At 46.1% G+C, this 25,708-nt stretch carries 27 protein-coding genes; 19 read left to right on the top strand and 8 right to left on the bottom strand.

What is annotated here, in order from left to right; all coding sequences use genetic code 11:
* Positions 1-33 precede the first annotated feature (33 nt).
* The 4 genes from AC4EHK_RS08870 to AC4EHK_RS08855 are packed head-to-tail and all read left to right on the top strand — an operon-like array spanning position 34 to position 4,050.
* Complete coding sequence (locus AC4EHK_RS08870; protein WP_490978435.1) at positions 34-1,281, top strand: ABC transporter substrate-binding protein; 1,248 nt, start codon at positions 34-36, stop codon at positions 1,279-1,281.
* On the top strand, positions 1,265-2,149 hold the full coding sequence (locus tag AC4EHK_RS08865; RefSeq protein WP_490978434.1) for an ABC transporter permease: 885 nt from the start codon (positions 1,265-1,267) through the stop codon (positions 2,147-2,149). Before AC4EHK_RS08870 ends, AC4EHK_RS08865 begins: the two co-directional genes overlap by 17 nt.
* Positions 2,149-2,964, top strand: coding sequence for an ABC transporter permease (locus AC4EHK_RS08860; protein ID WP_490978433.1), 816 nt, complete (start codon positions 2,149-2,151; stop codon positions 2,962-2,964). Before AC4EHK_RS08865 ends, AC4EHK_RS08860 begins: the two co-directional genes overlap by 1 nt.
* Before the next feature lie 12 nt (positions 2,965-2,976).
* The gene (locus AC4EHK_RS08855) at positions 2,977-4,050 is read left to right on the top strand and encodes an ABC transporter ATP-binding protein (protein WP_490978432.1); all 1,074 of its coding nucleotides are present in this window, start codon (positions 2,977-2,979) and stop codon (positions 4,048-4,050) included.
* A 121-nt stretch (positions 4,051-4,171) separates the two neighbouring features.
* On the opposite strand, the gene AC4EHK_RS08850 is transcribed toward AC4EHK_RS08855, so the two are convergent.
* Positions 4,172-5,458 (bottom strand): NAD(P)-binding domain-containing protein, encoded by a 1,287-nt coding sequence (locus AC4EHK_RS08850; RefSeq protein WP_490978431.1) that lies wholly within the window; start codon positions 5,456-5,458, stop codon positions 4,172-4,174.
* Between the two features lie 87 nt (positions 5,459-5,545).
* On the bottom strand, positions 5,546-5,863 hold the full coding sequence (locus AC4EHK_RS08845) for an ArsR/SmtB family transcription factor (RefSeq protein WP_490978430.1): 318 nt from the start codon (positions 5,861-5,863) through the stop codon (positions 5,546-5,548).
* Between the two features lie 174 nt (positions 5,864-6,037).
* Between AC4EHK_RS08845 and AC4EHK_RS08840 the strand changes: the two genes are divergently transcribed.
* From AC4EHK_RS08840 to AC4EHK_RS08810, 7 genes are all read left to right on the top strand, one after another.
* The gene (locus tag AC4EHK_RS08840) at positions 6,038-6,385 is read left to right on the top strand and encodes an ArsR/SmtB family transcription factor (RefSeq protein ID WP_490978429.1); all 348 of its coding nucleotides are present in this window, start codon (positions 6,038-6,040) and stop codon (positions 6,383-6,385) included.
* Between the two features lie 45 nt (positions 6,386-6,430).
* Positions 6,431-6,850, top strand: a complete 420-nt coding sequence (arsC, locus tag AC4EHK_RS08835) for an arsenate reductase (thioredoxin) (protein WP_490978428.1) — start codon at positions 6,431-6,433, stop codon at positions 6,848-6,850.
* A gap of 20 nt (positions 6,851-6,870) precedes the next feature.
* Positions 6,871-7,248, top strand: a complete 378-nt coding sequence (gene arsD, locus AC4EHK_RS08830; RefSeq protein ID WP_490978427.1) for an arsenite efflux transporter metallochaperone ArsD — start codon at positions 6,871-6,873, stop codon at positions 7,246-7,248.
* A complete protein-coding gene (arsA, locus tag AC4EHK_RS08825) occupies positions 7,248-9,017 on the top strand; it encodes an arsenical pump-driving ATPase (RefSeq protein ID WP_490978426.1) in 1,770 nt (589 codons plus the stop codon). The genes arsD and arsA overlap by 1 nt, the downstream gene beginning before the upstream one ends.
* A 14-nt stretch (positions 9,018-9,031) precedes the next feature.
* The gene (locus AC4EHK_RS08820; protein ID WP_490978425.1) at positions 9,032-9,304 is read left to right on the top strand and encodes an iron-sulfur cluster biosynthesis family protein; all 273 of its coding nucleotides are present in this window, start codon (positions 9,032-9,034) and stop codon (positions 9,302-9,304) included.
* Positions 9,305-9,477: 173 nt separating this feature from the next.
* A complete protein-coding gene (locus AC4EHK_RS08815) occupies positions 9,478-11,070 on the top strand; it encodes a long-chain-fatty-acid--CoA ligase (RefSeq protein ID WP_490978424.1) in 1,593 nt (530 codons plus the stop codon).
* Between the two features lie 152 nt (positions 11,071-11,222).
* Entirely contained in the window at positions 11,223-11,780 is a 558-nt protein-coding gene (locus AC4EHK_RS08810; RefSeq protein ID WP_490978423.1) for a DEAD/DEAH box helicase family protein, read from the top strand.
* Between the two features lie 23 nt (positions 11,781-11,803).
* Here AC4EHK_RS08810 and AC4EHK_RS08805 read toward each other — a convergent pair whose 3' ends face one another.
* The 3 genes from AC4EHK_RS08805 to AC4EHK_RS08795 form a co-directional block, all read right to left on the bottom strand.
* Positions 11,804-12,334, bottom strand: coding sequence for a DinB family protein (locus AC4EHK_RS08805; RefSeq protein WP_490978422.1), 531 nt, complete (start codon positions 12,332-12,334; stop codon positions 11,804-11,806).
* Positions 12,331-12,543 (bottom strand): hypothetical protein, encoded by a 213-nt coding sequence (locus AC4EHK_RS08800; RefSeq protein ID WP_490978421.1) that lies wholly within the window; start codon positions 12,541-12,543, stop codon positions 12,331-12,333. The genes AC4EHK_RS08805 and AC4EHK_RS08800 overlap by 4 nt, the downstream gene beginning before the upstream one ends.
* A gap of 455 nt (positions 12,544-12,998) precedes the next feature.
* A complete protein-coding gene (locus AC4EHK_RS08795; protein ID WP_490978420.1) occupies positions 12,999-13,814 on the bottom strand; it encodes a DUF1835 domain-containing protein in 816 nt (271 codons plus the stop codon).
* Positions 13,815-14,039: 225 nt separating this feature from the next.
* Here AC4EHK_RS08795 and AC4EHK_RS08790 point away from each other — a divergent pair, with 225 nt between their 5' ends.
* The 7 genes from AC4EHK_RS08790 to AC4EHK_RS08760 all read left to right on the top strand — a co-directional run bounded on the left by AC4EHK_RS08790 (position 14,040) and on the right by AC4EHK_RS08760 (position 21,440).
* A complete protein-coding gene (locus tag AC4EHK_RS08790; protein WP_490978419.1) occupies positions 14,040-14,483 on the top strand; it encodes an ASCH domain-containing protein in 444 nt (147 codons plus the stop codon).
* Between the two features lie 227 nt (positions 14,484-14,710).
* The gene (locus AC4EHK_RS08785; RefSeq protein WP_490978418.1) at positions 14,711-15,220 is read left to right on the top strand and encodes a hypothetical protein; all 510 of its coding nucleotides are present in this window, start codon (positions 14,711-14,713) and stop codon (positions 15,218-15,220) included.
* A gap of 12 nt (positions 15,221-15,232) precedes the next feature.
* The gene (locus tag AC4EHK_RS08780; RefSeq protein ID WP_490978417.1) at positions 15,233-15,793 is read left to right on the top strand and encodes a dihydrofolate reductase family protein; all 561 of its coding nucleotides are present in this window, start codon (positions 15,233-15,235) and stop codon (positions 15,791-15,793) included.
* A 136-nt stretch (positions 15,794-15,929) separates the two neighbouring features.
* Positions 15,930-17,138 carry a Bcr/CflA family efflux MFS transporter gene (locus AC4EHK_RS08775; RefSeq protein WP_490978416.1) on the top strand — a complete coding sequence of 403 codons (1,209 nt, stop codon included), beginning with the start codon at positions 15,930-15,932 and terminating at the stop codon, positions 17,136-17,138.
* Positions 17,139-17,527: 389 nt separating this feature from the next.
* Complete coding sequence (locus AC4EHK_RS08770; RefSeq protein ID WP_490978415.1) at positions 17,528-18,277, top strand: TerC family protein; 750 nt, start codon at positions 17,528-17,530, stop codon at positions 18,275-18,277.
* 38 nt (positions 18,278-18,315) lie between these two features.
* Positions 18,316-19,695: a phenylacetate--CoA ligase family protein gene (locus AC4EHK_RS08765; protein WP_490978414.1), complete on the top strand. Its 1,380-nt coding sequence runs from the start codon at positions 18,316-18,318 to the stop codon at positions 19,693-19,695.
* 143 nt (positions 19,696-19,838) lie between these two features.
* On the top strand, positions 19,839-21,440 hold the full coding sequence (locus AC4EHK_RS08760; protein WP_490978413.1) for a thiamine pyrophosphate-dependent enzyme: 1,602 nt from the start codon (positions 19,839-19,841) through the stop codon (positions 21,438-21,440).
* A 51-nt stretch (positions 21,441-21,491) separates the two neighbouring features.
* Here AC4EHK_RS08760 and AC4EHK_RS08755 read toward each other — a convergent pair whose 3' ends face one another.
* The 3 genes from AC4EHK_RS08755 to AC4EHK_RS08745 all read right to left on the bottom strand — a co-directional run bounded on the left by AC4EHK_RS08755 (position 21,492) and on the right by AC4EHK_RS08745 (position 24,486).
* Positions 21,492-23,594 (bottom strand): putative bifunctional diguanylate cyclase/phosphodiesterase, encoded by a 2,103-nt coding sequence (locus AC4EHK_RS08755; RefSeq protein ID WP_490978412.1) that lies wholly within the window; start codon positions 23,592-23,594, stop codon positions 21,492-21,494.
* A 149-nt stretch (positions 23,595-23,743) separates the two neighbouring features.
* Entirely contained in the window at positions 23,744-23,821 is a 78-nt protein-coding gene (locus AC4EHK_RS08750) for a hypothetical protein (RefSeq protein WP_490978949.1), read from the bottom strand.
* Between the two features lie 11 nt (positions 23,822-23,832).
* Entirely contained in the window at positions 23,833-24,486 is a 654-nt protein-coding gene (locus AC4EHK_RS08745; protein WP_490978411.1) for a cupin domain-containing protein, read from the bottom strand.
* 229 nt (positions 24,487-24,715) lie between these two features.
* Between AC4EHK_RS08745 and AC4EHK_RS08740 the strand changes: the two genes are divergently transcribed.
* Positions 24,716-25,102 (top strand): VOC family protein, encoded by a 387-nt coding sequence (locus AC4EHK_RS08740; RefSeq protein WP_490978410.1) that lies wholly within the window; start codon positions 24,716-24,718, stop codon positions 25,100-25,102.
* Positions 25,103-25,708 lie beyond the last annotated feature (606 nt).

The raw sequence follows: 25,708 nt of genomic DNA, 5'->3' as shown, positions 1-25,708 counted from the left end.
AGTGGTTATCAACGGATTTAGGAAGTGAAACAAATGAAAAAATCTTTAGCAATAGTGCCCGGTATCCTTGCACTGTCGATCGCCGGGTGTTCATCAGAAACGGGAAGCGATGCAGTTGAGAGTGCTGACAGCTTGCTGACTGCCGATTGGCAGGAAGTAACTGAGGCTTCATCAGGGCAGGAAGTCAATATGTACATGTGGGGCGGCAACGACAACATCAACCGTTACCTCGACGAATGGGTGGCTCCACGTCTGAAAGAAGAACATGCCGTTGAGCTGAAACGCGTGCCGATGAACGATTCGCAAGACATCATCAATCAATTGGTGGATGAAAAATCAGCAGGTAAAACCGATGGCAGCATGGACATTATTTGGATCAACGGTGAAAATTTCAAGGCCGCCAAAGATAATGAACTGCTGTGGGGGGATTTTACCAACCAGTTGCCGAATTTTAACGACTATATCGATCAGGAAGCTCCCGAAATCGTGGCTGATTTCGGTGAACCTGTTAATGGCTTAGAAGCGCCGTGGGGAAAAGCACAATTCGTATTTGTCCATGACGAAAATAAATCAGCAATGCCGCCAAAATCAATGGAGGAACTGGCCGAGTGGGTCCAGGACAATCCCGGACAGTTTACATATCCGGCGTTGCCTGACTTTACGGGCAGTGCTTTTATTCGCCACGTGCTTTATGAAACAACTGGCGGCTACGAGCAATACCAGCAGCCAGCGGCGGACATTGCCGATTTAGAAGAACGATTGGAACCGATGTGGCAATATTTAAATGATATTGAACCGTACTTGTGGCGCGAGGGAGAAACGTATCCGGAAAGTTTGGCCAAGCAAGATCAGCTGTATGCAAGTGGTGAAATTGGCATGACCATGAGCTACGATCCGGCGCTTGCTGCCAGTGAGGTGTTGAAAGGCCGATTCCCTGAATCGACCCGCACTTTTGTTCTGGACGAGGGGACACTCGCCAATACGCATTTCTTGTCAATTCCATTCAATTCTTCTGCAAAAGCGGCAGCGATGGTAGCCATCAATGACCTGATGTCGCCAGAAGCACAAACCGCGAAATTGTCTCCTGAGAACTGGGGAGACTTATCCGCATTGGATCTGGAAAAATTGTCGCCAGAGCAGCAGCAAGCAATGAACGATGTGGATTTGGGTGAAGCCACATTGCCGCTGGAAGAGCTGGAAAGCCACCAATTGCCGGAATTATCGGCAGATTACATTGAGATTCTCGAAAAAGGATGGATGGAACATGTGGCGAAAGACTAAACCGTATCTTTTGCTGCTGCCAGCCATCGGCACCATTGTCCTCCTGTTTTTTGGAGGACTTTTTGATGGATTTTTGAAAAGTCTAGGCTATTTCCCGGCTATCGGTGAAACAGGCTTTGAATTGACGGCTTATACAAACCTGTTCCAATCACCTGATTTTTGGGAATCACTCAGTTTGACATTTCGAGTAGCCGCCCTGTCGTCAGTGATTTCGGCAGTGCTGGGAGCAGGAATCGCAATCTCGCTGTTTATGCTGAATGAATCTTCAAAGTCAGGCGCTGCCCAAGTGTGGCACCGGCTGTTTCAATTGCCTTTAACCATTCCGCATTTGGTGGGCGGCTATGTCATTGTGCTGCTCTTTATGCAAAGTGGTTTTTTGTCAAAAGTACTTGCTTCTGCTGGCTTGATTGATGAAATTACAGATTTCCCGGTTTTGGTCAATGACCCATTCGGCTGGGGCATTATCTTCACCTATGCTTGGAAAGAAGCTCCTTTTGTGTCTTTGTTGATCTATCCCGTGTTGGCCCGAATACATCGATCGTGGCGGGATGTTGCGCGTGTTTACGGGGCAGGCAACTGGAATTTTGTTCGTGAAATTGTTCTGCCGGCCGTACTGCCAGCCTGGACAATTGCGACTTTTATTGTTTTCGTCTTTACCTTTTCAGCTTTTGAAGTGCCATTTTTGCTGGGGGTCACGTATCCGAGCATGCTGCCGGTTTTCTCTTATCAGCTGTATACGAGCGGGACTTTAACTGACCGGCCAGAAGCACTGGCTGTCAACATCATACTTGCAGCACTGACCATATTATTGGGTCTCGTCGTTTACTACTTCAGCAAGCGCTGGAATGTGCTAAAGGGGTGGGATTGATGCAAAGTCCGCGCCGTTTACTGAATTCAGTTTTATTCTTTCTGGTATTTGCACTGATAGCATTGCCTTTTGTTCCGTTGATTTTGTCGAGTGTGTCTTTTGGCTGGCAATGGCCAAATGTTTGGCCAGAATCCTTCAGCTTCCGTGCGTGGACCTATGTTCTGTCCGGAAGCGCGGGAACCTGGTCGGCAATTGGAGCCAGCTTATTGATTGCGTTTGTTGTCACAGCTCTAAACGTACTGTTAGCTGTACCTGCTGCGAATGCACTGGTTCGCTATTCTTTCCGTGGAAAATGGCTGATGGAGGCAATTATTTTCGCCCCGATTGTGATTCCGCCATTTGTCGCTGTGATGGGCATCCATTTGACCTTTTTGCGCCTCGGTTTGACCGAGACAATCTTTGGGGTGGTGCTGGCACATATTTCACCAACTTTGCCGTACATGGTGCGCGCCATCATGATCAGTTATAACACCTTGTCGGTAGAATGGGAGAATCAGGCACGCATGCTTGGCGCTGGGCCGATTTCCCGTTTTGTTCATATCGTCTTGCCCCATTTGTTGCCGGGCATTGCAGCGGGAGCAAGTTTGAGCATCCTGATTTCTTTGAGCCAGTACTTGATCACGTTTATCATTGGCTCCGGACAGGTTGTCACACTGCCAATTTTGTTGTTCCCGTTTATCAGTGGAGGAGATCCTGCCGTAGCTTCGGCATATTCTTTGCTATACGCAGGCATCGCAATACTCACGCTGCTGGGAATGGACGTTGCTTTAAAGAACTACTACAAAAATAAGAAATCCGCTACAATGGACGGCTAAAGGAGTAAAAACATGAGTGACTTGCGCATTATCGACATTGAAAAGCATTACTCGCAAACCAAACAAGAAAATGCTACTGCCTTTTCTCTGAAGCCGGTCACGCTGACCATCAACGAAGGGGAATTTTTTTCCTTGTTGGGCCCTTCCGGCTGCGGAAAAACAACCTTGCTGAAATTAGTAGCCGGATTGTTGCCTGCAGACAATGGGGAAATCTGGGTGGGGGAAGATAACTTAACATCAGTTGCTCCAGAATTCAGAAGGTTCGCTATGGTGTTTCAGCAATCGCTGTTGTTTCCGCACATGACAGTAGAAGATAATGTGGCATTTGGGTTGAAAATGCAAAAAGTCAGCAAAAAAGAACGGCTGACCGATGCGCGCAGTATGCTCCAGCATGTCGGGCTCAATGGATTCGGCGAACGGTTTCCGCACCAACTAAGCGGCGGCCAACAGCAGCGCGTAGCTTTGGCACGGGCATTGGTTGCTAAACCGCGGGTGTTATTAATGGATGAACCGTTCAGTGCACTGGACCCGAGCCTCCGTGAAGAAATGAGAGAGCTGCTCAGCCGCATTCAAAAAGAATTTCAAGTGACCGTCCTGTTTGTTACCCACGACCGTGAAGAAGCATTTTATTTGTCGGATCGCATCGGCGTGATGAGCGAAGGAAAGCTATTGCAAGTGGGCAAACCAGAAGAACTATACGAACGGCCCATAAATACCAAAGTCGCTTCATTTTTGGGACTGAAAAATATTATTGAGGGAACCATTACAAACAATCGCTTTGTATCTAATAATCAGGGATTTGAATTTCACATTCAACATTTTATTCCAGAAGGCTCTGGTGCATTGGTTATTCATCCGGAGTCTATTCAATTAGTTTCAGAGGAAATTGGTGAATTGGATTCTATTCATTTCAAAGGAGTTATTCAACAGAAAAATTTCAATCATGGTTTTTACTCTGCTAAAGTAGAAGTGAGCGATTATACGTTAATATGCAGTTTCACCAGTCGGGAAGTTCGAGGAGTAGAGCCTGGTCAAAGGATTGACTTAATGGTAAGTAGTAAGGATATATTGTTTTTGAATAGCTGAATAAAAAAGACTTGCAGTCATTTTGACATGCAAGTCTTTTTTTATTTAAATTATTCATTCATAACACCCGCTCAAAAAATGAATGAATATGAATAGAATATAAAAATGAATGGTTTGAATTTTAACAACAACTGTTTCCAGCATCTGTCCCGGAAATAGTGAATACTAACGGCCGGCTGTTGCAGACACCGGTTTCTGGAAGATCCAGTTCGACACGTTTTGCGGCTTGGAAATCGCCCGCTAAGTGAGCCACTACGGAACGTGCTTGTTCAAAGCCTGTTGCCATGAGGAAAGTTGGGGCACGTCCGTAGCTTTTTGCACCAATGATGTAGAAGTCTTTTTCTGGCTGCCGCAATTCCTGCTCGCCGTGTGGCCGAACCGTGCCGCAGCTATGGACATTTGGATCAATTAGCGGCGCCAGCGCTGGCACACTTTCAGTAGCTGGGTCAAAAGCATAGCGAATCTCACGCAAAAAATCGAAGTTCGGGTGAGCACCGGTATTGGCAATCACCCGATCGAATGGACCAAGCTCCATCGCAAGGCCGTTTTGTTGAGCATGCAACACAATTTGCTCTTGATCTATCTTCAAGGATTTAACCAAGCATGCCGTTTTTACATCTATTTGTCCGTCATCCAGCAAAGCTTTGACTCGTTGTCCTAGAGCACCACGCTCGGGCAATTGGTCTGCATCACCTCCGCCCAGTGCTTGTTCAATGGATGTTTTTCGGACCATCCAGGTGATTTGCGTCTCCGGAAACACTTCCTTCAGTGCAACAAGCTCCAACAGGGAATTTAAAGCGGAATGTCCGCTTCCAACCACAGCAACACGTTTGTTTTCAAAGCGCTTTTGGTCGGCTCCTAAAATGTCTGGAATGCCGGTATCCACCCCTTCTGTTGCTTCATTTGGACCACCGGACACAACCGGGTTGGGGTTTTGCCACGTACCAGTCGCATCGATCACTGCCCGTGCAAGTATCGTTTCTCTTGTACCTGTCTCATTTTCAAAAACGAGTTCAAAAGGTTTTTCCTCACGATTAGCTGACTTCATTTTATCCAGTCCTTGCCGCTGAATGTGAATGACCCGGCTGTTTAAGTGAATAAACGGTTCCAGCTCGGGGAGTTGTCCCAGCGGCTGCAAGTACAGTTCAGCAATTTCTTTGCCAGTAGGCAGTTCGTTGGGATTGGGCAATGCCAGTCCATGCTGCTCAAATAGTTTTTTGGATGCCGCATCGATATTGTAACGCCAAGTCGAGAACAACCGAACGTGGCCATATTCGAAGAAATGGGTGCCAAGTGTGGGACCAGATTCAACTAACACAAAGGGTTGCTGGTACTGGACCAGATGGGCAGCAGCCGCCAGTCCTGCAGGTCCGCCGCCGATGATCGCTACGGGCAAAGTGGGGGTCATTGTGAAACACTCCTTCTATGATTAGATTTCATTTGTGAGCACTGTTCCATGTCTTTCCGATAACTGCAGTTTGAAAAAGGAGTTTTGCTAATCGGGGCTGATCATCCGGAAGAGCTCTTCCGGCAACAACCGATCGATTTCAGCTGTTTTTAACGCATAATAGCTCCACGTGCCTTTTGTTTCCTTCGTCACAAGACCAGCAGTTAATAAGATTTTCAAGTGATAGGACAGTTTTGATTGGGGCATGGCCATTTCGTCTACCAGGTCACATACACAGACTGATTGTTTCCGCGCAATCAATTCCAGTAACTCCAATCGTTTTGGATCGGCCAAAGCTTTAAATTTTTGAGCATAAGCTTTGTAAGGTGCGTGAATCGCAGCTGTCTGTTCTGTTTGTTGAGCCATTCCAGTTTCCTGCTTTCTGTTAATCAATTTTATTTGATGAAATAAGCATAGCCTTGATAAGTTCTTGTTGCAAGAATTAAATCAAAAAAAATTGATTTAATCTAAATGTTGTTTTATAACGATTGACTTATATAATCATAACGTTATATACTAGGCGCGAAGGAGTGGATCCGAATGAAGACCTTAACCAAACCATCTGCAGCTGACGTTACCGTTTGCTTAAAAGCAGTGAGTGATCCAACCCGCTTGTTCATGATGAAGCTGGTGGAAGCCGATGAATTGTGCGTTTGCCAATTTGTTGAGATGTTTGACATGAGCCAGCCGGCCATCAGCCAGCATTTGCGCAAGTTAAAATCTGCGGGACTTGTAACAGAAAACAGAAAAGGGCAATGGCGGTTTTATTCCATGAATCAGGAATCTGTTCATGCACCGCTGCTGCAGGATATTTTAAGTCATATTGAAGATACCGATCCACAACTGCTGGCATTGCGTGCAAAAGAAGCGCCCGTGGATTGCTGCTAGAGTACGTTTAACTACTATAGGACGATAAAAGGAGAACTTATACTCATGACGAAAAAAACTATTTATTTTTTATGCACAGGAAATTCATGCCGCAGCCAAATGGCTGAGGGCTGGGCAAAACAGCATTTAGCAGGTGAATGGGATGTTTACAGTGCAGGAATTGAAGCCCATGGATTAAACCCGAATGCGGTAAAAGCCATGAATGAAGTGGACATTGATATTTCTGCCCAGTCTTCAGACATCATCGATATGGACTTGTTGAACAATGCGGATTTCGTGGTTACGCTTTGCGGGGATGCAGCTGATAAATGCCCGATGACTCCACCTCACGTGAGACGTGAACATTGGGGCTTTGAGGATCCGGCAAAAGCACAAGGAACCGATGAAGAAAAATGGGCCGTATTCCAAACGGTTCGAGATGCAATCGGCACACGCATCGAAACTTTCGCTAAAACTGGAAACTGAACGTTAAAGGAGAATGACCGATGACAAAAGTGACGATATACGATCCAGCGATGTGCTGCGATACCGGTGTTTGCGGACCTGTTGTGGATCCGAAACTGACCGCTGTAGCAGCTGCTGTTTTTTCGCTTGAGAAAAAAGGATTTAGCATCAAACGTTTTAATTTAGGAAATGATCCAGCTGCTTTTGTGGAAAACAGGAAAGTCAACGCCCTGTTGTTTGATAAAGGCGTCGAGTCGTTGCCAGTGGTTTTGGTTGATGGCGAAGTCGTTAAAACCGGAGATTACCCCACGGCTCTAGAATTTTCTGAATGGTTCGGAGTGGACGCAGCCGAATTGCAGATGGGTAAACAGCCAAGCAATCCATTGAACGTCACAATTGCATCATCAGGTGCGAAATGATGAACGGAACATTCCAACCAGCTCACGTCAGCTCCACACCCTTTCTGTTCTTCACTGGAAAAGGCGGAGTCGGCAAAACGTCAACTGCTTCAGCGACAGCTGTTGCTTTAGCTGACACAGGCAAGCGCGTGTTGCTGGTTAGCACAGATCCGGCGTCCAACCTGCAAGACGTCTTTGGCATGGAATTAACCAATGAACCTCAAGCTGTTGATGGCATCCAAAATTTATTTGCCTGCAACCTCGATCCAGAAGAAGCGGCACGTACGTATCGGGAGTCGGTTGTAGGGCCCTACCGCGGCAAATTGCCGGAAGCAGTTGTCGACCAAATGGAAGAACAACTGTCGGGTGCTTGCACGGTTGAAATTGCGGCATTTGATGAATTCACCAAGCTATTGGCAGATGAGAAGGTTATGGACGATTATGACCACATCCTCTTTGATACGGCACCTACTGGCCATACCTTAAGGCTGTTAAAACTGCCAACTGCCTGGAGCGGCTTTTTGGATGATTCGACTCATGGTGCCTCTTGTCTTGGGCCACTTGCAGGACTGGATGCCAAAAAAGACCTTTATGCCAAAACGGTTCAGGCATTATCAGATTCAACTCAAACCACACTCGTCCTGGTGGCGCGTCCGGATACGGCTTCTTTCAAAGAAGCGTCCCGTGCGTCTCAGGAACTCGAAACCATAGGCATTGAAAATCAGGTGCTGATCTTGAATGGTGTTTATTCACCGGTTCAAAATGAAGACAAAGTGTCTGGCGCATTCGCGCACCAGCATAAACAAGCATTAAACGAAATGCCCGCCCATTTGAGGACCTTACCAGCGTACAGTTTGCCATTTGTTGCGTTTTCGCTGACCGGCATAGCCAATTTGCGGCGTTTGTTCCACGAGCCGGAATGGCGTCCAGCGTCGATTGGAAACACGGTTCATTCTCTTGCAGAACTGGATAGTTTAAAGGACATGGTGGACTATTATTCATCGCAGAACACGCGTGTCATTTTAACCATGGGCAAAGGCGGTGTCGGCAAAACGACGGTTGCTTCACTGCTTGCTGTGGGGTTGTCTGAAAAAGGCCACCACGTGCATTTAACGACGACAGATCCGGCGGCTCATCTGGCAGACCGCTTTGAAGGGACTGGTGGAGACCACTTGACGGTTTCGCGAATCGATCCGGAGCTGCAAGTAGAAGCATATAAAGAACAAGTGATGGAAGCGGCCGGTCCACTGGACGACGAAGCACGTGCGTATTTGGAAGAAGATCTGCGTTCTCCGTGCACCGAAGAAATCGCCGTATTTCGTGCATTTGCAGAAGTGGTGGCCAAAGCGGACAATGAGATTGTCATCATCGATACCGCTCCGACGGGCCATACATTGCTGCTGTTGGATGCCACGCAGACTTATCACAAGGAGTTGGAACGCTCAACCGGTGAAATTCCGGAAAGTGTCCAAAACTTGCTTCCGCGTCTGCGCAATCCGAAAGAAACCGATGTCTTGCTTGTCACGCTGCCAGAAGCAACCCCGGTGTTTGAAGCAGCACGTCTGCAGGAAGATTTAAAGCGAGCGGGCATTCAAGCAAAAAACTGGATCATTAACCAAAGTCTTGCGGGCACTGGCACAACCGAGGCGCTTCTGCAGGCAAAAGCTTACAGTGAATGGCCATGGATCCGTAAAGTCAGCCATGAGTTGGCTGAACAGACCGCGTTAATTCCGTGGCAGTCTCAAGACAGCATCGGCTATGAAAAAATGAAACAACTTGTTGCTAAATAAAAGGGGGATTTTCAATGAACATCACACAACCAGCGAAAGAAATGCTTTTAGAATCAATGAAAGAAAAAACGGCAGAAGGCATTCGCCTTTATTTCGCCGGACAAGGTTGTTGCGGACCGCAATTCGGCTTATCAATGGACGCACCGGAACAAGGCGACGTAATCAAAGAAGTCAACGGCATCCGTGTGGCGCTGGATGAACGCGTCAGCACCATGGTAGACGAAGTATCGCTGGATTTTAAAAATGGCGGCCTGGTACTGGAAGGCCTTCCCGAAAGCAATTGCTAATTGAATAGTCCATAGGTGCAAAAAAACCGGCTGCTTACAAAAAAGAGGAGCCGGTTTTTCTTGATCTGCCTGAATTGTCAATCCATTCCGAAAACTGTGTTGACACAGATTCCGGGGCTACCTATACTTGATCTATAACAGTGAACGATTTTAAAGACGAAAGGGGCCAAACTATGCTTGCACCATTGACACCCATCGATTGGAAGCGCCGAGCCGTTAAGTATTATCCAGAAAAAGTGGCCATCATCGATGAAGAAAAAACATTTACATACAAAGAATTCGGTGATCGGTCAGACCGCCTAGCATTTGCTTTGCACCATTCAGGCATTCAAGAAGGCGAACATGTCGCGGTTATGTTGCCTAACACCCATTACATGCTGGAATGCTTTTATGGAATTAGCCAGATTGGCGCGGTCATGGTGCCGCTCAATTACCGGTTGGCGGCAAAAGACTTGGAATACATCATTAACCATAGTGACGCTAAAACCTTAATCGTTGATGCCGAGTTCGGCAAACTGATCGAAGACATTCAGGACAAACTGCCGATTGAAAAATTTATTGTGGTGAAAGTCGATGGCCACGAGTCAAACATCGACGGCATTTCTTATGAAGATTTCATTCTGGTAGACGAAGGATTCATGCTGCCGGATGTAAGGATTGATGAAAACCAAATGCTGACACTGAATTATACGAGCGGCACCACTTCTAATCCGAAAGGGGTCATGCTGTCGCATCGCAGCAATTACTTGAATGCGGCCAACTTCCTTTATCATTTGAAAGTGGTCCACGATGATGTTTATTTGCATACCTTACCGATGTTCCATGCCAATGGCTGGGGCGGCGTGTGGGCCATTACAGCAGCGGGCGGCACGCATGTCTGCCTGCGAAAAGTCGATCCACCGCTCATACTCGATCTATTTGAAACACATAGCATTACCGTTCTGTGCGGTGCACCAACAGTTGTCAATATGCTCGTCAATGAACCAAAAGCAAAAACCGTCAACATCACCACCAACCCGCGTATGGGGACTGCTGGCGCTCCGCCTGCTGCTGCATTGATCGGCAAAGCCCAAGATCTACTCGGGTTGAATATGATGCATGTTTACGGATTAACCGAAACTTCGCCATTCATTTTGTACAACGAATGGAAAAAAGAGTTTGATGGCAAAACTCCGGACGAACAAGCAACCATTAAAGCACGCCAAGGCATTGAACTGGCGTTTAACGGCGAAACCAAAGTCGTCAATCAGGAAGATGGCAAAGAAGTCGAATGGAATGGCAAAGAGTTGGGCGAAATTGTCACACGCGGCAACGTCGTCATGAGCGGCTATTACAAAGATCCGGAAAAAACCGCAGAAGCGATTCGTGATGGCTGGTTTTATACGGGAGATTTGGCTGTTACGTATCCAGACGGTTATATTGAAATCCAGGACCGGATCAAGGACATGATCATTTCCGGCGGCGAAAATATTTCTTCTACGGAAATTGAAGGGGTCTTGTACAAACATCCGGATATTATGGAAGTTGCGGTCATCGCTGTTCCGGATGAAAAATGGGGAGAAGTGCCAAAAGCTATTATCGTCCTGCAGCCGGGAGCAGCAGTGACTGAACAGGAAATCATCAGCTACACCCGCGACAACATGGCGCATTTCAAAGCACCGAAGTCGATCGAGTTTGTCGAAGCGCTGCCAAAGACAGCTACGGGCAAGTTACAAAAGTTCCGCTTGCGTGAAATGTATTGGAATGGACAGAAGAAAGTGAATTGAACTGGTTGAATCGTGTTACTAATCTCCTGCTGTTACATGCTTTGGTGCATGTGACAGCAGGAGATTATGTATAGGTGCTGATTGATGCTTCTTAATATGGTATGTTGTAGTGAAAAAATGGCGTGGAAACACGGATGTTATCAGGAGGTATTATGAAGTTTATACTGCTATTCGGTCCTCAAGCTGTGGGAAAAATGACAGTCGGACACGAACTGGAGAAAATCACGTCTTTAAAACTGTTTCATAATCATATGACAATCGATATGTTGCATCCGCTATTCGGGTTTGGTGCTGAAACATGGCGATTATCCACTATTTTTCGTGAAGAGATATTTAGATCAGTCGCCCAAAGTGATGGAATAGGTATGATTTTCACATATGTTTGGGCATTTGATATGGAAGAAAATTGGGCTTTTGTGAAAAAGACACAGTCTATATTTGAAACTGTCGGTGGGCAAGTTTATTTCGTCGAACTGGAAGCAGATATTGAAGAGAGACTGCAACGCAATAAATCTGCGCATCGACTTGAACACAAACCAACTAAGCGTAACGTAGAAGAATCAGAGTCGGAACTAATTGAATCCATGAGTAAACATCGTCTAAATTCATTGCCAGATGAGATAAAAGAGAAAAACTACGTACGAATTAATAGCACGAAACACGATGCAAAAACAGTTGCTAGCTGGATTAAAGATCATTTTCATTTATAGGAATATAGAGCTGGAGCTATTTATTACCAATCCATGTTTTTATTTCGCAAAAGTCGCTGAATCGTCCGAATCTGTCCTCGATGACTGATTTCATCTTCCATCACATGAAACCATAAGTAAAAGTTATTATAGGGAACGCCATTCTCCCACTTGTTTTCTTCAAATAGCCAGCTGTCTTGTTTAGACGCCAATTGTTGCAGCGTTGTCTTTCGAACTTGTAGCAACTCATTTATGTAGTAATCAACAGAGCACTCTTTGATAGCTGTTTTTGCTTCCGTGCCCAGTTCCAGTGCAGTTTTCCATTTTTTAGTCTCATTTTCGGTCAAGTCTCTATGTTCAAACGATCCGATTTGATGGACAAATTCAATTGAGGCAATATGCAGCAAGAGAGAGGCAATTGAATTTGAACTGTCATTCGGCAAATAGTCGAGCTCTTCTTGAGTTAACTCCGAGATTTCATACAAGGTAAGGTTTCGGGTGTGTTCGAGCATTGAAACTAGTTCGCCGACTTTATTGGCATACAGATTTGTAGATACAATTCGATAATCAATCATTTATTCACGCCCTTTTTTAATTTATGGTATTTATAAACGAATGACAGGATCATGCATCCAGTAGCGACGAGCGGCAGATAGAACTTAACAAATGGATCCCCTTCGTAAGTATAGGCCGCAATATACAAAAGCAGCAAAGCCCCGCAACCTCCCCAAAGAGAGCGGACGAACTTTTCACGATTGCTTAAATTCCAATAAAAGATTTTCATCAATCACACCTCCTTTTCATTGCATGAAGTTACCATTCAACTTATTGCCAATCACTGCATAAGTAAGAGTTTTTTTTATAAGTCAGGTGTATAAAAGAAAAAGGAAGCAATCGAATGTTTTGGATTGTTTCCTTTTTTTGTGCTACAGTCTTTTCACAAAACGATTTTAGGCTATCTGTTAGGCAGTTAAGAGCTGTGTTGATTTGTCAGGTGCCATCAGTAAAAGCGTTAAGCTGCCCTACATAAAGCTTGTGATTACAAATGAGCGTTAGATCACTCGAACTGTCAAGGTGAATGTTCTTTCCTCCTAGAGACAAAACTCGGGGAAGATGATTATCAAAAAGATTGATTATTCCCATTATACATTATTTATTGGAAATTAAATGGCTAGTTAAGAAGAAAATGGATATAGTGAAAGAAAGGATCTATAAGCAAACCACTCCTTTTCAGATGGTTTACAAGGGTACTTTGACCTGATACGTGCACATAGAGTGAAGGTCACCTTGATAAGCTAATTGACCGCTCTTAATCAAAGAACGAATCCGGTAATCGATCCAGACATCCGAAAGCGACTGATCTGATAAACTGAGAACCTCACCAACGATGCGAACAGTTTTCACATAGTCGTTTTCTAGTGATTGGTCCAGGTTTCTTTGGATGCATTCGAGTATAAATTTATCTTCTCGAGTTTCTTCGTCCTCTACAATGTTGTTTTGTTTCCAAGAGCGGAGCAAGCCATTGCTGTCAAGCAGTTTTTCTGCGTCATTTTCTAAAGCACCTCTCATTTGTTTCGTAATTGCCATGGAGGAATATTTGTAGAAATGCGCCAGTTGTTTGCTGCAGCATTCACCCGAATGCCGTAAGATTTGCTGCATCTCTTGGTCTTTAAAATAGTCATCTATTGCATGTTGTGTGTTTACCATGTAGAGCTCGACTTGCTTTGTCTTGAGTAAAAAGCAGGAGATCCTCAGTCCAATTTGTTCTGCTGCATTGTCGCAGGTCCAGATGGTCACTTGTTGTGAGTCTTTCACATTTTGCAATGCTTCTAAAGAAGTGAGGTATAAGTTCTGGTTTTCAATCGAGTGGTCTTTAATGGGATTGAAAGAATGCTTTATCCAGTCAAATCGAGTTGAAATCCCTCTTTTTTGATGGATTTGTGCGATGGGACCGACAGAAAAATCAACAGGCAACTCAATAACCGGTTGGTCCAACCGATGAAAAACAGATCTTAAACAGGCCGCAGCCGATTCTCCAGTGACAACATGAATCATATGAAAACCCCTTTTTTTTAACACATTTTATCCAACTATCAAGATCGTAGCACAGCTTATTCAAGAATGGAGCAAATAAATGAACAATTCACCCGAATGTTATTTAGCTAAGTATTTTAATGGTCTGGTATTATGAATATAACCAATGCATTTTTAACTACGATAGAGAAAGAATAGATTTAACATTTAAATATATGAATAAAAATGAATAGTTGAGGTGTTTTTATGAATGAAAAAACAGGCGGTTTTTGGAATGAATATTGGATGCGGCAAAGCAAAGAGCCGCCAGAAGAATATGACGCTTTTCAGTTTGGAGCGGATGCTGATCGTTTAGCCCAACTCGTTGCAGTGGGTAAGAAAACCGCTACGTGTTCGGCGGCTGTTCTTTATGAGCTCGAAGGTGAGGCGATGCCAAAAGTTGGTCAATACAGCATCGTGTTAAACTTTAACGATTTGCCAGTTGCCATTATTCAAGTGACCAGCGTTGCTTTGATTCCTATGAACAAAGTTCCTGAAGAATTTGCGTTGGCAGAAGGCGAAGGAGACTATCGATATTGGTGGGAGGCACACAAAGATTTTTTCACACAGGAATTGGCTGTACATGAACTGAGCTATTCTGAAGATCTGCTGCTCGTATGTGAGCGGTTTAAAGTTGTTCACCGAGCTTAAAAGGCCGTTTTTAAATAGAAATGTAGTTATCTACTTAAGGATTTACCATTAAAAATCAAAACCGTCAACAACAAAAGAAAAAAATTGCCAACTTACTCGTAAGACAAAAGAGGAACAAAACAACTACTCACCGAATAGTATTAACTAGAATACCCAAAAGAGCTTTAAAGCGATGAAAAAAGACGTCTGAGTGTTACTATTTTTGCACTAAGAATGGAGAACGATAAATGGAGAGAATGGAGCAACAATTTACCATACTGTTTTCGGATGAACAAAGCCCATATTTTCAAGTGGATTCCACACTGCGCTGTGTTCTTCCTTTAAGTAAATTAAAAGGAAGGACTTTTTTCCAGAAATCTTTCATCTTGTTTTTGTTTGCCGATCATGGCCAAATCGATCTTACTTTTTTAAAATCCTATGCCAACGGGACTAACAAGAACTTTCGCAGCTTTGAAAAGCAATCCTTGCACCACACCATCCGTATTCAGAATTGGCGCGAGGATGTTGTACACAAAAAAGATGACACTGTCCAAATTAGATGCGTAACGATACAAGATATCGCCGCAAGCGAAGTTCTGGCCTACATTAAATCAATTGCGCGTGGGAAAGCGCCGTCTTTTATTGCCTTTTACAATGATCGCTACTTGCTCACCGTCGACAGCGACGAGCTTGTCGTGATTTCCAAAAACCAAGACGATTCAAATGCCGTGCGGACCTTTATCCAAAAAAATCAATGAGGAGAGATTGCTATGGCAAAAGTATATTTTGGCATGATTGTTTCACTTGATGGATTTGTTAACGATCGCAAAGGGGAAATCGATATGTTGTACGAAAGCTACAAGCCGCACGCGGCGACTCAAAAAGCGGATGAAAATACAGGTGCTGTGGTCATGGGGCGCAACAGTTTTGAGATGGCTGAAGATACGGATGGCTATGCCGATCACTACGAATTTCAAGTGCCGTTATTTGTATTGACGCATACACCGCCGGCTAAGCATCCAAAAGAAAATGATCAATTGACGATCACCTTTGTCACAGATGGCATCGAAGAGGCGATCCGGCAAGCAAAAATTGCGGCGAACGGCAAAGATGTGTTGGTGTTAGGCGCCAATGTTTGCCAGCAATTGCTTCAGGCCAATTTGGCTGATGAATTGCAGATTGCTTTTGCCCCTGTGCTGCTTGGCAAAGGGGTCCGCTTTTTTGAACATCTGCAAGAACGTGAAATCCACTTGGAAAAAAACATGGTAATTGAAACCGAGCAGCAAGTTGAGGTTTGGTACAAAGTGCTTCCAAGTCACCCAATGAATTAAATGCCTTCTTCTTTAAAAGCCTGGGATCTGCTTGACACACGAAATCTTCTTCTTTTGTAAAGAGAGCTGACAGACATCGCACAAGTGCTGTATAGTGAGTAAGGATTTATTTAGAAGTGAAAGGTGTTTTCTTACTATGTTGCAGAACCCCAAAGGAAAAAAACGGCTCGGCTTGGCCTTGATCCTCAGCATGCTGGGAGTCTTGGCGCCGCTGAACATCGATATGTACTTGCCGGCTTTTCCATCCATCGCAGACGAGCTGGATGCGCATGTGTCGCTCGTCCAGCTCAGCTTGACGGCATGTCTCATCGGCCTCGCTGCCGGGCAAATTGTGGTAGGATCTGTCAGTGATGCCATGGGTCGGCGGAAACCTTTAATTGTTTCGGTTATCTTGTTTGCCCTGGCATCGGTTCTTTGCGCTGTTGCCCCGAATATTGAAACATTGATTGCGGCCCGGTTTCTTCAAGGCTTTACCGCTTCTGGTGGTGTCGTAATATCCAGAGCTGTCGTCAGTGACGTGTTTACAGGACGGGAAATGACCAAATTCTTTGCCTTGCTGATGGTCATCAACGCAGTGGCTCCCATGGCCGCTCCGATTGCAGGGGGCGGCATCCTGGCTTTGCCGTTTGCAGGCTGGGAAACGATTTTTTATTTTCTGGGCTTGCTTGGACTCATCATGGTAGTGGTTGTGATGTTCCGGTTGCCGGAAACCTTGCCCCCGGAACAGCGTGTGCCAAGTTCGATTGGCCATTCGGTCCGGACAATGGGCAGTCTGTTCAAGGAACGTCCGTTTATCGGCTATGCGCTGGTTGTCGGGCTGATCCATGGGGGCAGCTTTGCCTACGTTGCCGGAACGCCTTTTGTTTACCAGGACATTTACGGGGTGTCGCCGCAAACTTTCAGTGTATTGTTTGGCATCAATGGCCTGGCCATGATTCTCGGCAGCTTCATCATCGGCAAATTTGGCGGCCTTGTTTCTGAACACCGCCTGCTGCAGGGAGCCGTGATTGTTGCGGTCAGTGCAACATCGGTATTGTTGGTTCTGACGATCATCGAAGGGCCGCTCGCTTCTCTCATCACGTCGATTTTCATCTACATGATCGCCATCGGGATGATTTTCACCAGTTCGTTTACATTGGCCATGCGCGGACAAGGGCACCGCGCGGGTAGTGCCAGTGCGGTGGTCGGTATGCTGCCTTTGGTCATTGGCGCGATGGTCTCTCCACTTGTCGGCATTAACGAAACATCGGCAGTTCCCATGGGGGCTATCCTATTCGGCACATCCGTCCTTGGCACCATCGCCTTTTTCAGCCTGACCGGACACAACAAAAAAATCGCTGACTAACTGAATGGGGTTATGCAGTAAAACATAAGTATCCGTTTTGCTATCAAATAAGAGCTGGAGGCGCAATCTTCCGCTCTTTTTTTCATTAAAAATAACTTGTTTTTGGGGTTTAAGAAGAAACCCAATGGTGGTATAAACTAACTAAAGAATTCAATGGATGCAGTAATTTTTCAGCCCGTGACGTGAGATACAGTTGTTTGGTACTGTGCAAACTGAATGGATTGCCCTCAGCCAAGGGGGAGTAGCTGGAGGAACACCTCTTTCACAATCGTCAGGACATGATGATGCGTCATCATCGGTTGTGATGGCAGATTACATGCTCAGCGAGACCTTTGCCTAATCAGTTAGGCAGGGGTCTTTTTTGTTTGATGAAAAGGAGGAGAGGAGCCATGGAAGTTCTAGTGTTGCAATATGCCTGGATTCTGTTGGTGCTGGTCGGATTGGAAGGTCTGCTTGCCGCGGACAACGCCGTGGTAATGGCAGTGATGGTGAAGCATTTGCCAAAACCGCAGCAGAAAAAAGCATTGTTTTACGGGTTATCGGTGGCGTTCTTGTTTCGGTTTTTGGCTCTTTTTGCGATTACCTTGCTGGTGAACATCTGGCAAATTCAAGCCCTCGGTGCTCTGTACTTGCTGTTTATTGCTGGCAAGAATCTGCGGGATCAGAACAATCACCAAAAGCAATCGGGTCATCAACCGCGCAAACAATCCGGTTTCTGGCTGACGGTGCTAAAAATCGAAGTTGCCGACATCGCTTTTGCGGTGGACTCGATGCTCGCGGCGGTCGCCTTGGCACTGACACTGCCGCATTGGGGAGACTTTACCATTGGCGGCATTAACGGTGGGCAGTTTTCGGTCATGATTGCCGGTGGCTTGATTGGGGTAGTTTTGATGCGCTTTGCGGCTCATAAGTTTGTTGTTTTGTTGGAACGTTATCCCCAGCTCGAAACCGCCGCGTTTGTTTTGGTGGGTTGGGTCGGTGTAAAACTGGCTGTTTTGACCCTGTCGCATGAAAAAATTGGCGTGCTGCCGCATGACTTTCCGCACTCGCTTTTATGGAACGTCATCTTTTGGTCCGTCATGATCGGCATTGTTGCTGCCGGTGCTTTGATGAGCGTCAAACGAAGCCAAAACCATTGAATAACCTCACCACTTGTTTGTAGAAAGGAGAAATCTGTATGAAAGGCATCGGGCTTTTTCGCGCTTTGCGTATGACTTACCGTTCGCAGTCACTTAGCCGGCAGCAACTAATCGAACTGCAGCAAGAGCGCCTCGCACAGTTAGTCGGATACGCCCAAAAAAACAGTCCTTATTTCGAAAAGAGGCTGAGTCACCTGAACAGAGCGGTGCACTTAAAAGACTTGCCAGTCACCGAAAAGCATGAGCTGATGAATCATTTTGACGATTGGGTTACCGATCCGTCCCTCACAAAACAAGACATTGAGCACTTTATGGAAAACACCGACAACATCGGCCGGAAGATAGAGGGGCGCTACTTGGTTAATACAACTTCCGGTTCCACGGGGCATCCAGCCATTGTGCTGTATGACAAAACCACGATGAACGTCGTATCGGCCATCGCCGTGTTGCGGGGCGTGGCCCGGCGCGCGGACTTGCTGGCTTTCTTGAAAAACGGCAAACGCACGGCCGGCTTGTTTGTGGATGGCGGCTTTTACTTGGGCAATGGCACGGTGCGCTGGAACCAGCGGCGCATGCCGTGGAGAAAAAACCAAATCATTGTCGATGTCCGGCAAGACACCGACAGCATTGTCCAACAATTGAACGACTTTCAACCGGCGCTGCTTGGCGGCTACCCGACTGCCTTAGAACTGCTGTTGCCTTATCAGCAAAACGGCTCGCTGCAAATCACACCGGTGCTGATTATGGCCGGTGGGGAGCACTTGAGTGCGGAACTGCGACGGAAACTCCAGCAAGCATTCGGCTGCACTGTGCAATCCACGTATGCTTGTACAGAAGCCGGAACCATGGCGTGTGAATGTTTGGAAGGACGCTATCACCTCAATGAAGACTGGTTGATTGTCGAAGCCGTCGATATTGATTTTCAGCCGATTCCAGACGGATTTCCCGCAGAACAGCTGTTGATCACCAATCTGTTTAATTACACGCAGCCATTCATCCGCTATGTGGTGACAGACCGTGCGACGATCCACAGCGATCCGTGTCCTTGCGGCAGAGCAACCCGGTGGATCGAGCTCGAGGGACGTACCGATGACATTCTGCGCTTTGCAGGCGGCGTGAAAGTCGCCCCGCTGTCGCTTCAGTCGCTGATTGCGGAAAGTGCCCCAATTGAACGGTTCCAACTGATTCAGCACAGCGAAGACAAACTGGAGCTGCGTTTGCAGGCACCAGACCGGGAAGCAGCATTTGCCGCCGCTAAAAGAGTGCTGCAGTCGTTTTTCCGTGATCACGGCCTGCAGGTGGATGTGTTCTTGTCTGACCGATTGCCGCACGTTCATCCGAAGAGCGGGAAATTCAAGCACATCTACGCACATCCGGATTACCTGCCGGAAACATGTACCTCCGATGACAAAAGCTGAGCCAAGTAAACTGAAGAGCTCCGCTAAGGCGAAGACGTCTGAGCGGAGCTCTTTTTCATGGCCGCACGTTTAACTCCACCGAGCGGGAGGTATGAGCTAGAGATAAGGCCAGTACGAAACTTTAGAAAGCGGGGAATGTCCACATGTTTGAACAGACAGCAGGAAGCCACGTGGTCGAATTGTTGAAAGCGTGGAACATCGACCACATTTACGGAATGCCCGGAGACTCCATCAATGAATTGATGGAAGAACTACGTAAAGAAGACGACATCCGGTTTATCCAAATCCGCCACGAAGAAACCGGTGCGCTCGCAGCGTCCGCTTATTCCAAATTGACCGGCAACATTGGCGTTTGCCTTTCCATTGCAGGACCGGGGGCCATTCATTTGCAAAACGGCTTGTACGACGCCAAAAAAGACAAAACGCCCATGCTCGCCATTGTTGGCCAGGTCAGCAGCGAGTTGGTCGGCACGGACAGTTTTCAAGAATTAAAAATGGAGTCATTGTTTGAAGAAGCCACAGTCTACAACCGGCGTGTGCAAAAAGCGGAGCAGCTGCCGGATATGCTGAATCAGGCGATCCGGACGGCCTATGCCGAATCCGGCCCCGCAGTGCTCATTGTCTCTGATGATTTGTTTGGAGTGAAGATTAAGCGTGACAAGGCGTTGACATCTCCGGCTTACGCCAGACCGAATATCCGGGCTGGTGAGGAAGACTTGCAGGCGGCTTTGAAATTGCTGCAGGCGGCGAAAAAACCGGTCGTCTTAACTGGAAAAGGCGCAGCAGGCGGTGTGGCACAGGTGCTGGCATTTGCCGAAAAATTAAAAGCGCCGCTCGTGGCCTCGTTTCCGTCAAAAGGACTGATTCCCGATGACCACCCGCAGAACCTGGGGCAATTGGGGCAACTTGGCACCGATCCGGCAGAACGGGCGATGAAAGAAGCAGACCTGTTGATTTTGGCGGGGACTGCGTTTCCCTACCGCGAGTATTTGCCGGATGACGTGCCCGCCATTCAAATCGATATCGATCCGAAAGCCATCGGCAAGTATTATCCGGTGCTGGTCGGTTTGGTCGGAGAACTCGCGCCAGCTGCTGCATGGCTGATGGCGCACCTAAATGACAAAGAAGACGACTTCTTGTTGAAATACCAGGAAAAACGCAAAGCGTGGCACGACACCTTGCAGCGCGACATGGCAAAAGAAACCGAGCGATTGCAGCCGCAACATGTCATTGCAGAAGTGCAGGCCATTTTGGAGCGGGATGCGGTTGTCTCACTCGATGTCGGCAGCGTGACCTTATGGGCGGCGCGTTACTTGCAGCTGACTCAGCAGCAACTCGTCGTATCGGCATGGCTTGGCACCATGGGGTGTGGTTTGCCGGGTGCAATTGCCGGGAAACTGGCGTATCCAGACAAGCAAGTGGTGTCGCTCCTCGGTGACGGCGGCTTTTCCATGGGCATGCAGGACTTTGTCACGGCGGTCAAATACGACTTGCCGATGATCCTGGTGGTGTTCAACAACCAGAAAATCCAATTGATTGAACACGAACAAGAAGAAATGGGCAACAAAGCAACTGAAACCGATCTGGCCAATATCGACTTTGCGGCATTTGCGCATGCTTGCGGCGGGGAAGGCTATACGGCAAAAACCCGCAGTGAGCTGAAAGACGCATTGGCAAAAGCCAAGCTTAGCCGGAAACCGATCGTTATTGATGCCTATGTGGAAGACAGTGCACCGCCTTCTTAAAAACATATAAGGAAGAGGCGACCGAATAAATTCGGCCGCCTCTTTTTATCATCATGTTGTAAAGCGGATAGACAAATCATGCAGTTCTGCAGGCAATGGCCGGCCAAAGTAATAACCTTGGCCTTCATCGCAGTGATTCGCTTGCAGAAACTCCAATTGGATATGGTCTTCAATGCCTTCTGCTACAACGGTCATGTTCAGCTGATGCGCAAGTGAAATAACGGTTGCTGTGATGGCTTTGCCGTTTCGGTTTTTGCTGATGTCTTCGATAAAACTGCGGTCGATCTTGACGCGGTCAAATGAAAATTGCCGCAAATAACTAAGAGAGGTGTAACCGGTGCCGAAATCATCAATGGACATGGAAACGCCCAAGTCTTTTAAGCGTTGCAAACTGCATTTAAGCAGGTCCGTGTCCACCAATAAAATACTTTCGGTTACTTCCAGTTCCAGCCACTTGGCAGCCAGTCCGGTTTCTTGCAAAATCGCCTTAACGGTTTGGACAAAATTGGGCTGCTGCAGTTGGATGGTAGAGATGTTCACGCAAATTTTAATCGGCGGATGGCCTTGGTCTTGCCACGCTTTGTTTTGCGTACATGCGGTATGCAGGACCCAGCGGCCGATCGAAACGATTTGTCCGGTTTCTTCAGAAATGGGAATAAAGCGGTCCGGCGGCACCAAGCCCAGTTCCGGATGATTCCAGCGGATCAGCGCTTCCATGGCACTCAACTGACGGGTCTTCAAATCCGTGATGGGTTGATAATGCAGCACCATTTCTTGCTTGGTCAGCGCTGACTTTAATTCTCTTTCAATTGTCAGGCGGTCCGCCGATTGCTGGTCCAGTTCTTCGGAATACACCGTGTATGGATTGGTTTTGTGTTTTTTGGTGTAGTACATGGCAGCGTCCGCTTTTTTGATCAGGGCATCCATGGCTTCTTCTGTTCCTGTGCTAAAGGCGATGCCGATGCTCGCCGAGATGGTTACCACATGGCCCTGCGTTTCAAATGGTTTGGCCAGTGAGTGATGGAGCTGTTCCGCCAATTCAAAAACGTCTTGCTGGTCCCGGTTTGACACCAACACCGCAAATTCATCTCCTGCAAACCGTCCCACGGTATCGTCTTGTTCGACGGTGTTCAAAAGCCGGTGGGCAATGTCCTTCAGAAACTCATCGCCAAACTGGTGACCAAATGAATCATTGATGAATTTAAAACGATCCAGGTTTAACGACAGTACGGCAGTCGGACGTTTTTTCTCTTTGGTCTGTGCAAGGACCTCTTTTAACCGCTCTTCAAATAATTTGCGGTTTGGCAAACGGGTCAAGGGATCAATAAAGACCAATTCTTCAATCAGCTTTTTGTAGTTGACTTTATCGGTGATGTCTTTGGCAATGCCATAAGCGCCGATGATGCTTCCGCCCGCTTTCATCGGGAAATTGGTTACCAAAAGATGGCGCTTTTCACCGTCTTTACGGACGATGGTGATTTCATAGGTATTGGCGATGCCGTTTAACGCGTTGCCAAAATGCAGGTGTGCGGTCGGCAGATCTTCTGGAACAATAAAAGGCGCAAAGGTCAATTGGAGAATTTCTGCAATGGAATAGCCGGACAATGTTTCACATCCGGGATTGGCGGCAGTAAAATTCCCTTCAGTGTCAAACGTGAAAACGGCATCTGGATTGAACGTGAACAGGGAATTCAGCCGCTCTTCGTTTTCTTTTAACCGCAAATTCGCGGTGACTTCTGCGGTAACGTCTATTACCGTCCCGAACAGAATGTTTTTGCCTTCCCGTTCTTTTTTGTTCGAATGGATTTCAACGTGGCGCAGCTGCCCGTCGCTTCTGTACACCCGGACGCGGTAACGTGCATAAGTATCCTGGACGGCGTAGTCAGATAAAATTCGTGCTTGGATAACAGCCAAATCATCCGGGTGAATCAAGGTGCCGGGGGTGACGCGCCCACTGAGCATCTCTGCTTCGCTATAGCCCATCAACTCACAAAAATGCTGATTGACATACGAATACGTCCATCCATTTAATATGTACATGCTGACGGGAGCATTGTGGACCATACCGTCAAATAATTCTTCATAGAGCAGACCTGTCGAAATGGGCAGGCTCTTGTTAGTGGAGGTTTTAAAACTATTTTTTTCGCTTTCCACGATTAGGACCTCCTAGCAATTCAATAGTGCAAATACTCGTCGTTCGTCATAAGAATCGGCTCTCTATCTATGATGATAGAGTATTTTTCAAACTAATGCCAATTTTATTTTTATTTAACAAATTAAAAATAATTCCTAAAAACCACCGATTAGTTTGGAACTCTCATTCGGTACTCCCTGGGTGTTATGCCGACTGCATGTTTAAACGCTGCTTGGAACTGCGTCACGCTTTTGTAGCCTATGGTGTGTGCAATAACAGATACTGAGGTTTTTGATGACGCTTAAAAAGACGCGCCAACTGGTACTTGTCCATGTTGAACTTAGCGGCAAGATCTTCTAGCAACAGGGAGCGGCAATGGTTTTCTTCCATGAAGTGCTGCACTTCCAAAATCAGATCAGCAGGTGAACGCGAGACCGGTTTGCAACTTGGCAACGAGCGATTTACCAATGCCAATAGCAGGGCAATGACGTGTTGGGCAACACGAGTGCCATCTTCATAAGGCTGCGCGGTTTCTGTTTGCAATTGAACAAACAAAGCTTCCAGCTGGGCCGGATGGCTGATTGGGATAACCACTGGGAAGCCGTTTTCAGGCAAGGGCATTGCCGAAGGGGTCCGCATAAAAGACAAACCATATCCGCTTTGCTGCGATGCTGCAGGGTATTTCAGTTCATGCCAGCTGCCTCGCTGGATAAGCAAAATGCTCCCAGCTTTGACTAGGTGAAGGTTGTTATCAATTTGGCATTCGATTGTTCCTTCCGTTATCAAATGCAATTCCACTGTTTCAGGGTGGCGGTGGAGCGGTTGATGCTGCGCTTGTCCTTTTGGAACGATAAAAGAATGGGTGCGCTGAAAAAGAAGGGGATAAGCTGCTGTATCCGGGAATGTAGGCAAAGAGATCGCTCATTTCTGTTTTCCTTTAATATTATCAAGAATCAATAAGTAAATCTGTATAATATCGGTATATCTTAGATAATAAGAATTTTTTTAACAAGAATTAATAATTTCCCTTAGTTTCTGCTAAAACAATAAAGCTTTAGCTCTAATTGGAGATTTTTGCTATGAATATTCTGATAATTGGACTAAAATTTAATGGTAGAAACGCATAAGGAGGTGAAACATTATGAAAGAATTATGGATCAACTTGCCAGTTAAGGACTTAGGAAAAGCAACGACGTTTTTTCAGGACATTGGTGTAAAAATTATGGACGGAGGTGCGGAAAATAACCAAATGGTGGGAATGGTCGTAGGCGACCACCAGGTGCACGTGATGCTGGTGCAAGATGAGCGGTTCGAGAGATTTACACGCAATGCGATGACGGATACCGAGCAGTCGACAGAAGCGTTATTTTCGATATCTGTGGACACCAGAGAAGAACTTGAGGAGATCATTGGCAAGGTAAAACAAGCAGGTGGATTTGTTTTTGGCGAACCTGCAGAAGTTGAAGGATTGTATGGCGCAGGATTTGCGGATTTGGACGGACACCGGTGGAATTTGCTGGTGATGTAGTTTAGCCGAAAAAATAAAGCCGTTAAGCAAATTCTCCATAGAAATTCTCAGTTCAGTTGAAAGCCATAGAAATTAGCATATTGGATCTGACGATTCTAAATTACTGAAGAATTTTTGTCGCTCTAAAAATTCTTCAGTAACAGATCCATATAGAAAATGCTTGAAAAAGATAACAATCCAGCTAAACACACACAAAGATAAAACGCGCAAAATATGCCCAAAATAGATAGAAAATCCGTTCCGTCTCACTGTCATGAGTATACTTTTTGAACGAAACACTACTTCCGATAATTTATATTATGTCAACTAAAATTAAAATTCAAAGAAAGCGGCTGATTTCCATGAACTCTCCTCTTACTTCGATCTTCTATACATGCTGCGCCTAACCTCGTTCTTTATTCATTCACCTGTAAATTCAGTTTAAAATTTGTCATACATCTTCTCTAGTTTTTAGCAACTTCTTTCTGCATGATCCATCTCAATAATAATCATCCCATCCAAATTTTGAAATTTTATTTAAACTTATTCATGTTCTTACTTAGCAATTTCTAATCTAGTTGCCATTTCTATTTTTGTTTTACTTTCTTGATTCAATTGCTGATATTT

The sequence above is a fragment of the Planococcus sp. TJ-307 genome, assembly GCF_058268435.1.
The sequence above is the reverse complement of the archived record's forward strand: the minus strand, read 5'-3'. Positions and strand labels throughout refer to the sequence as shown.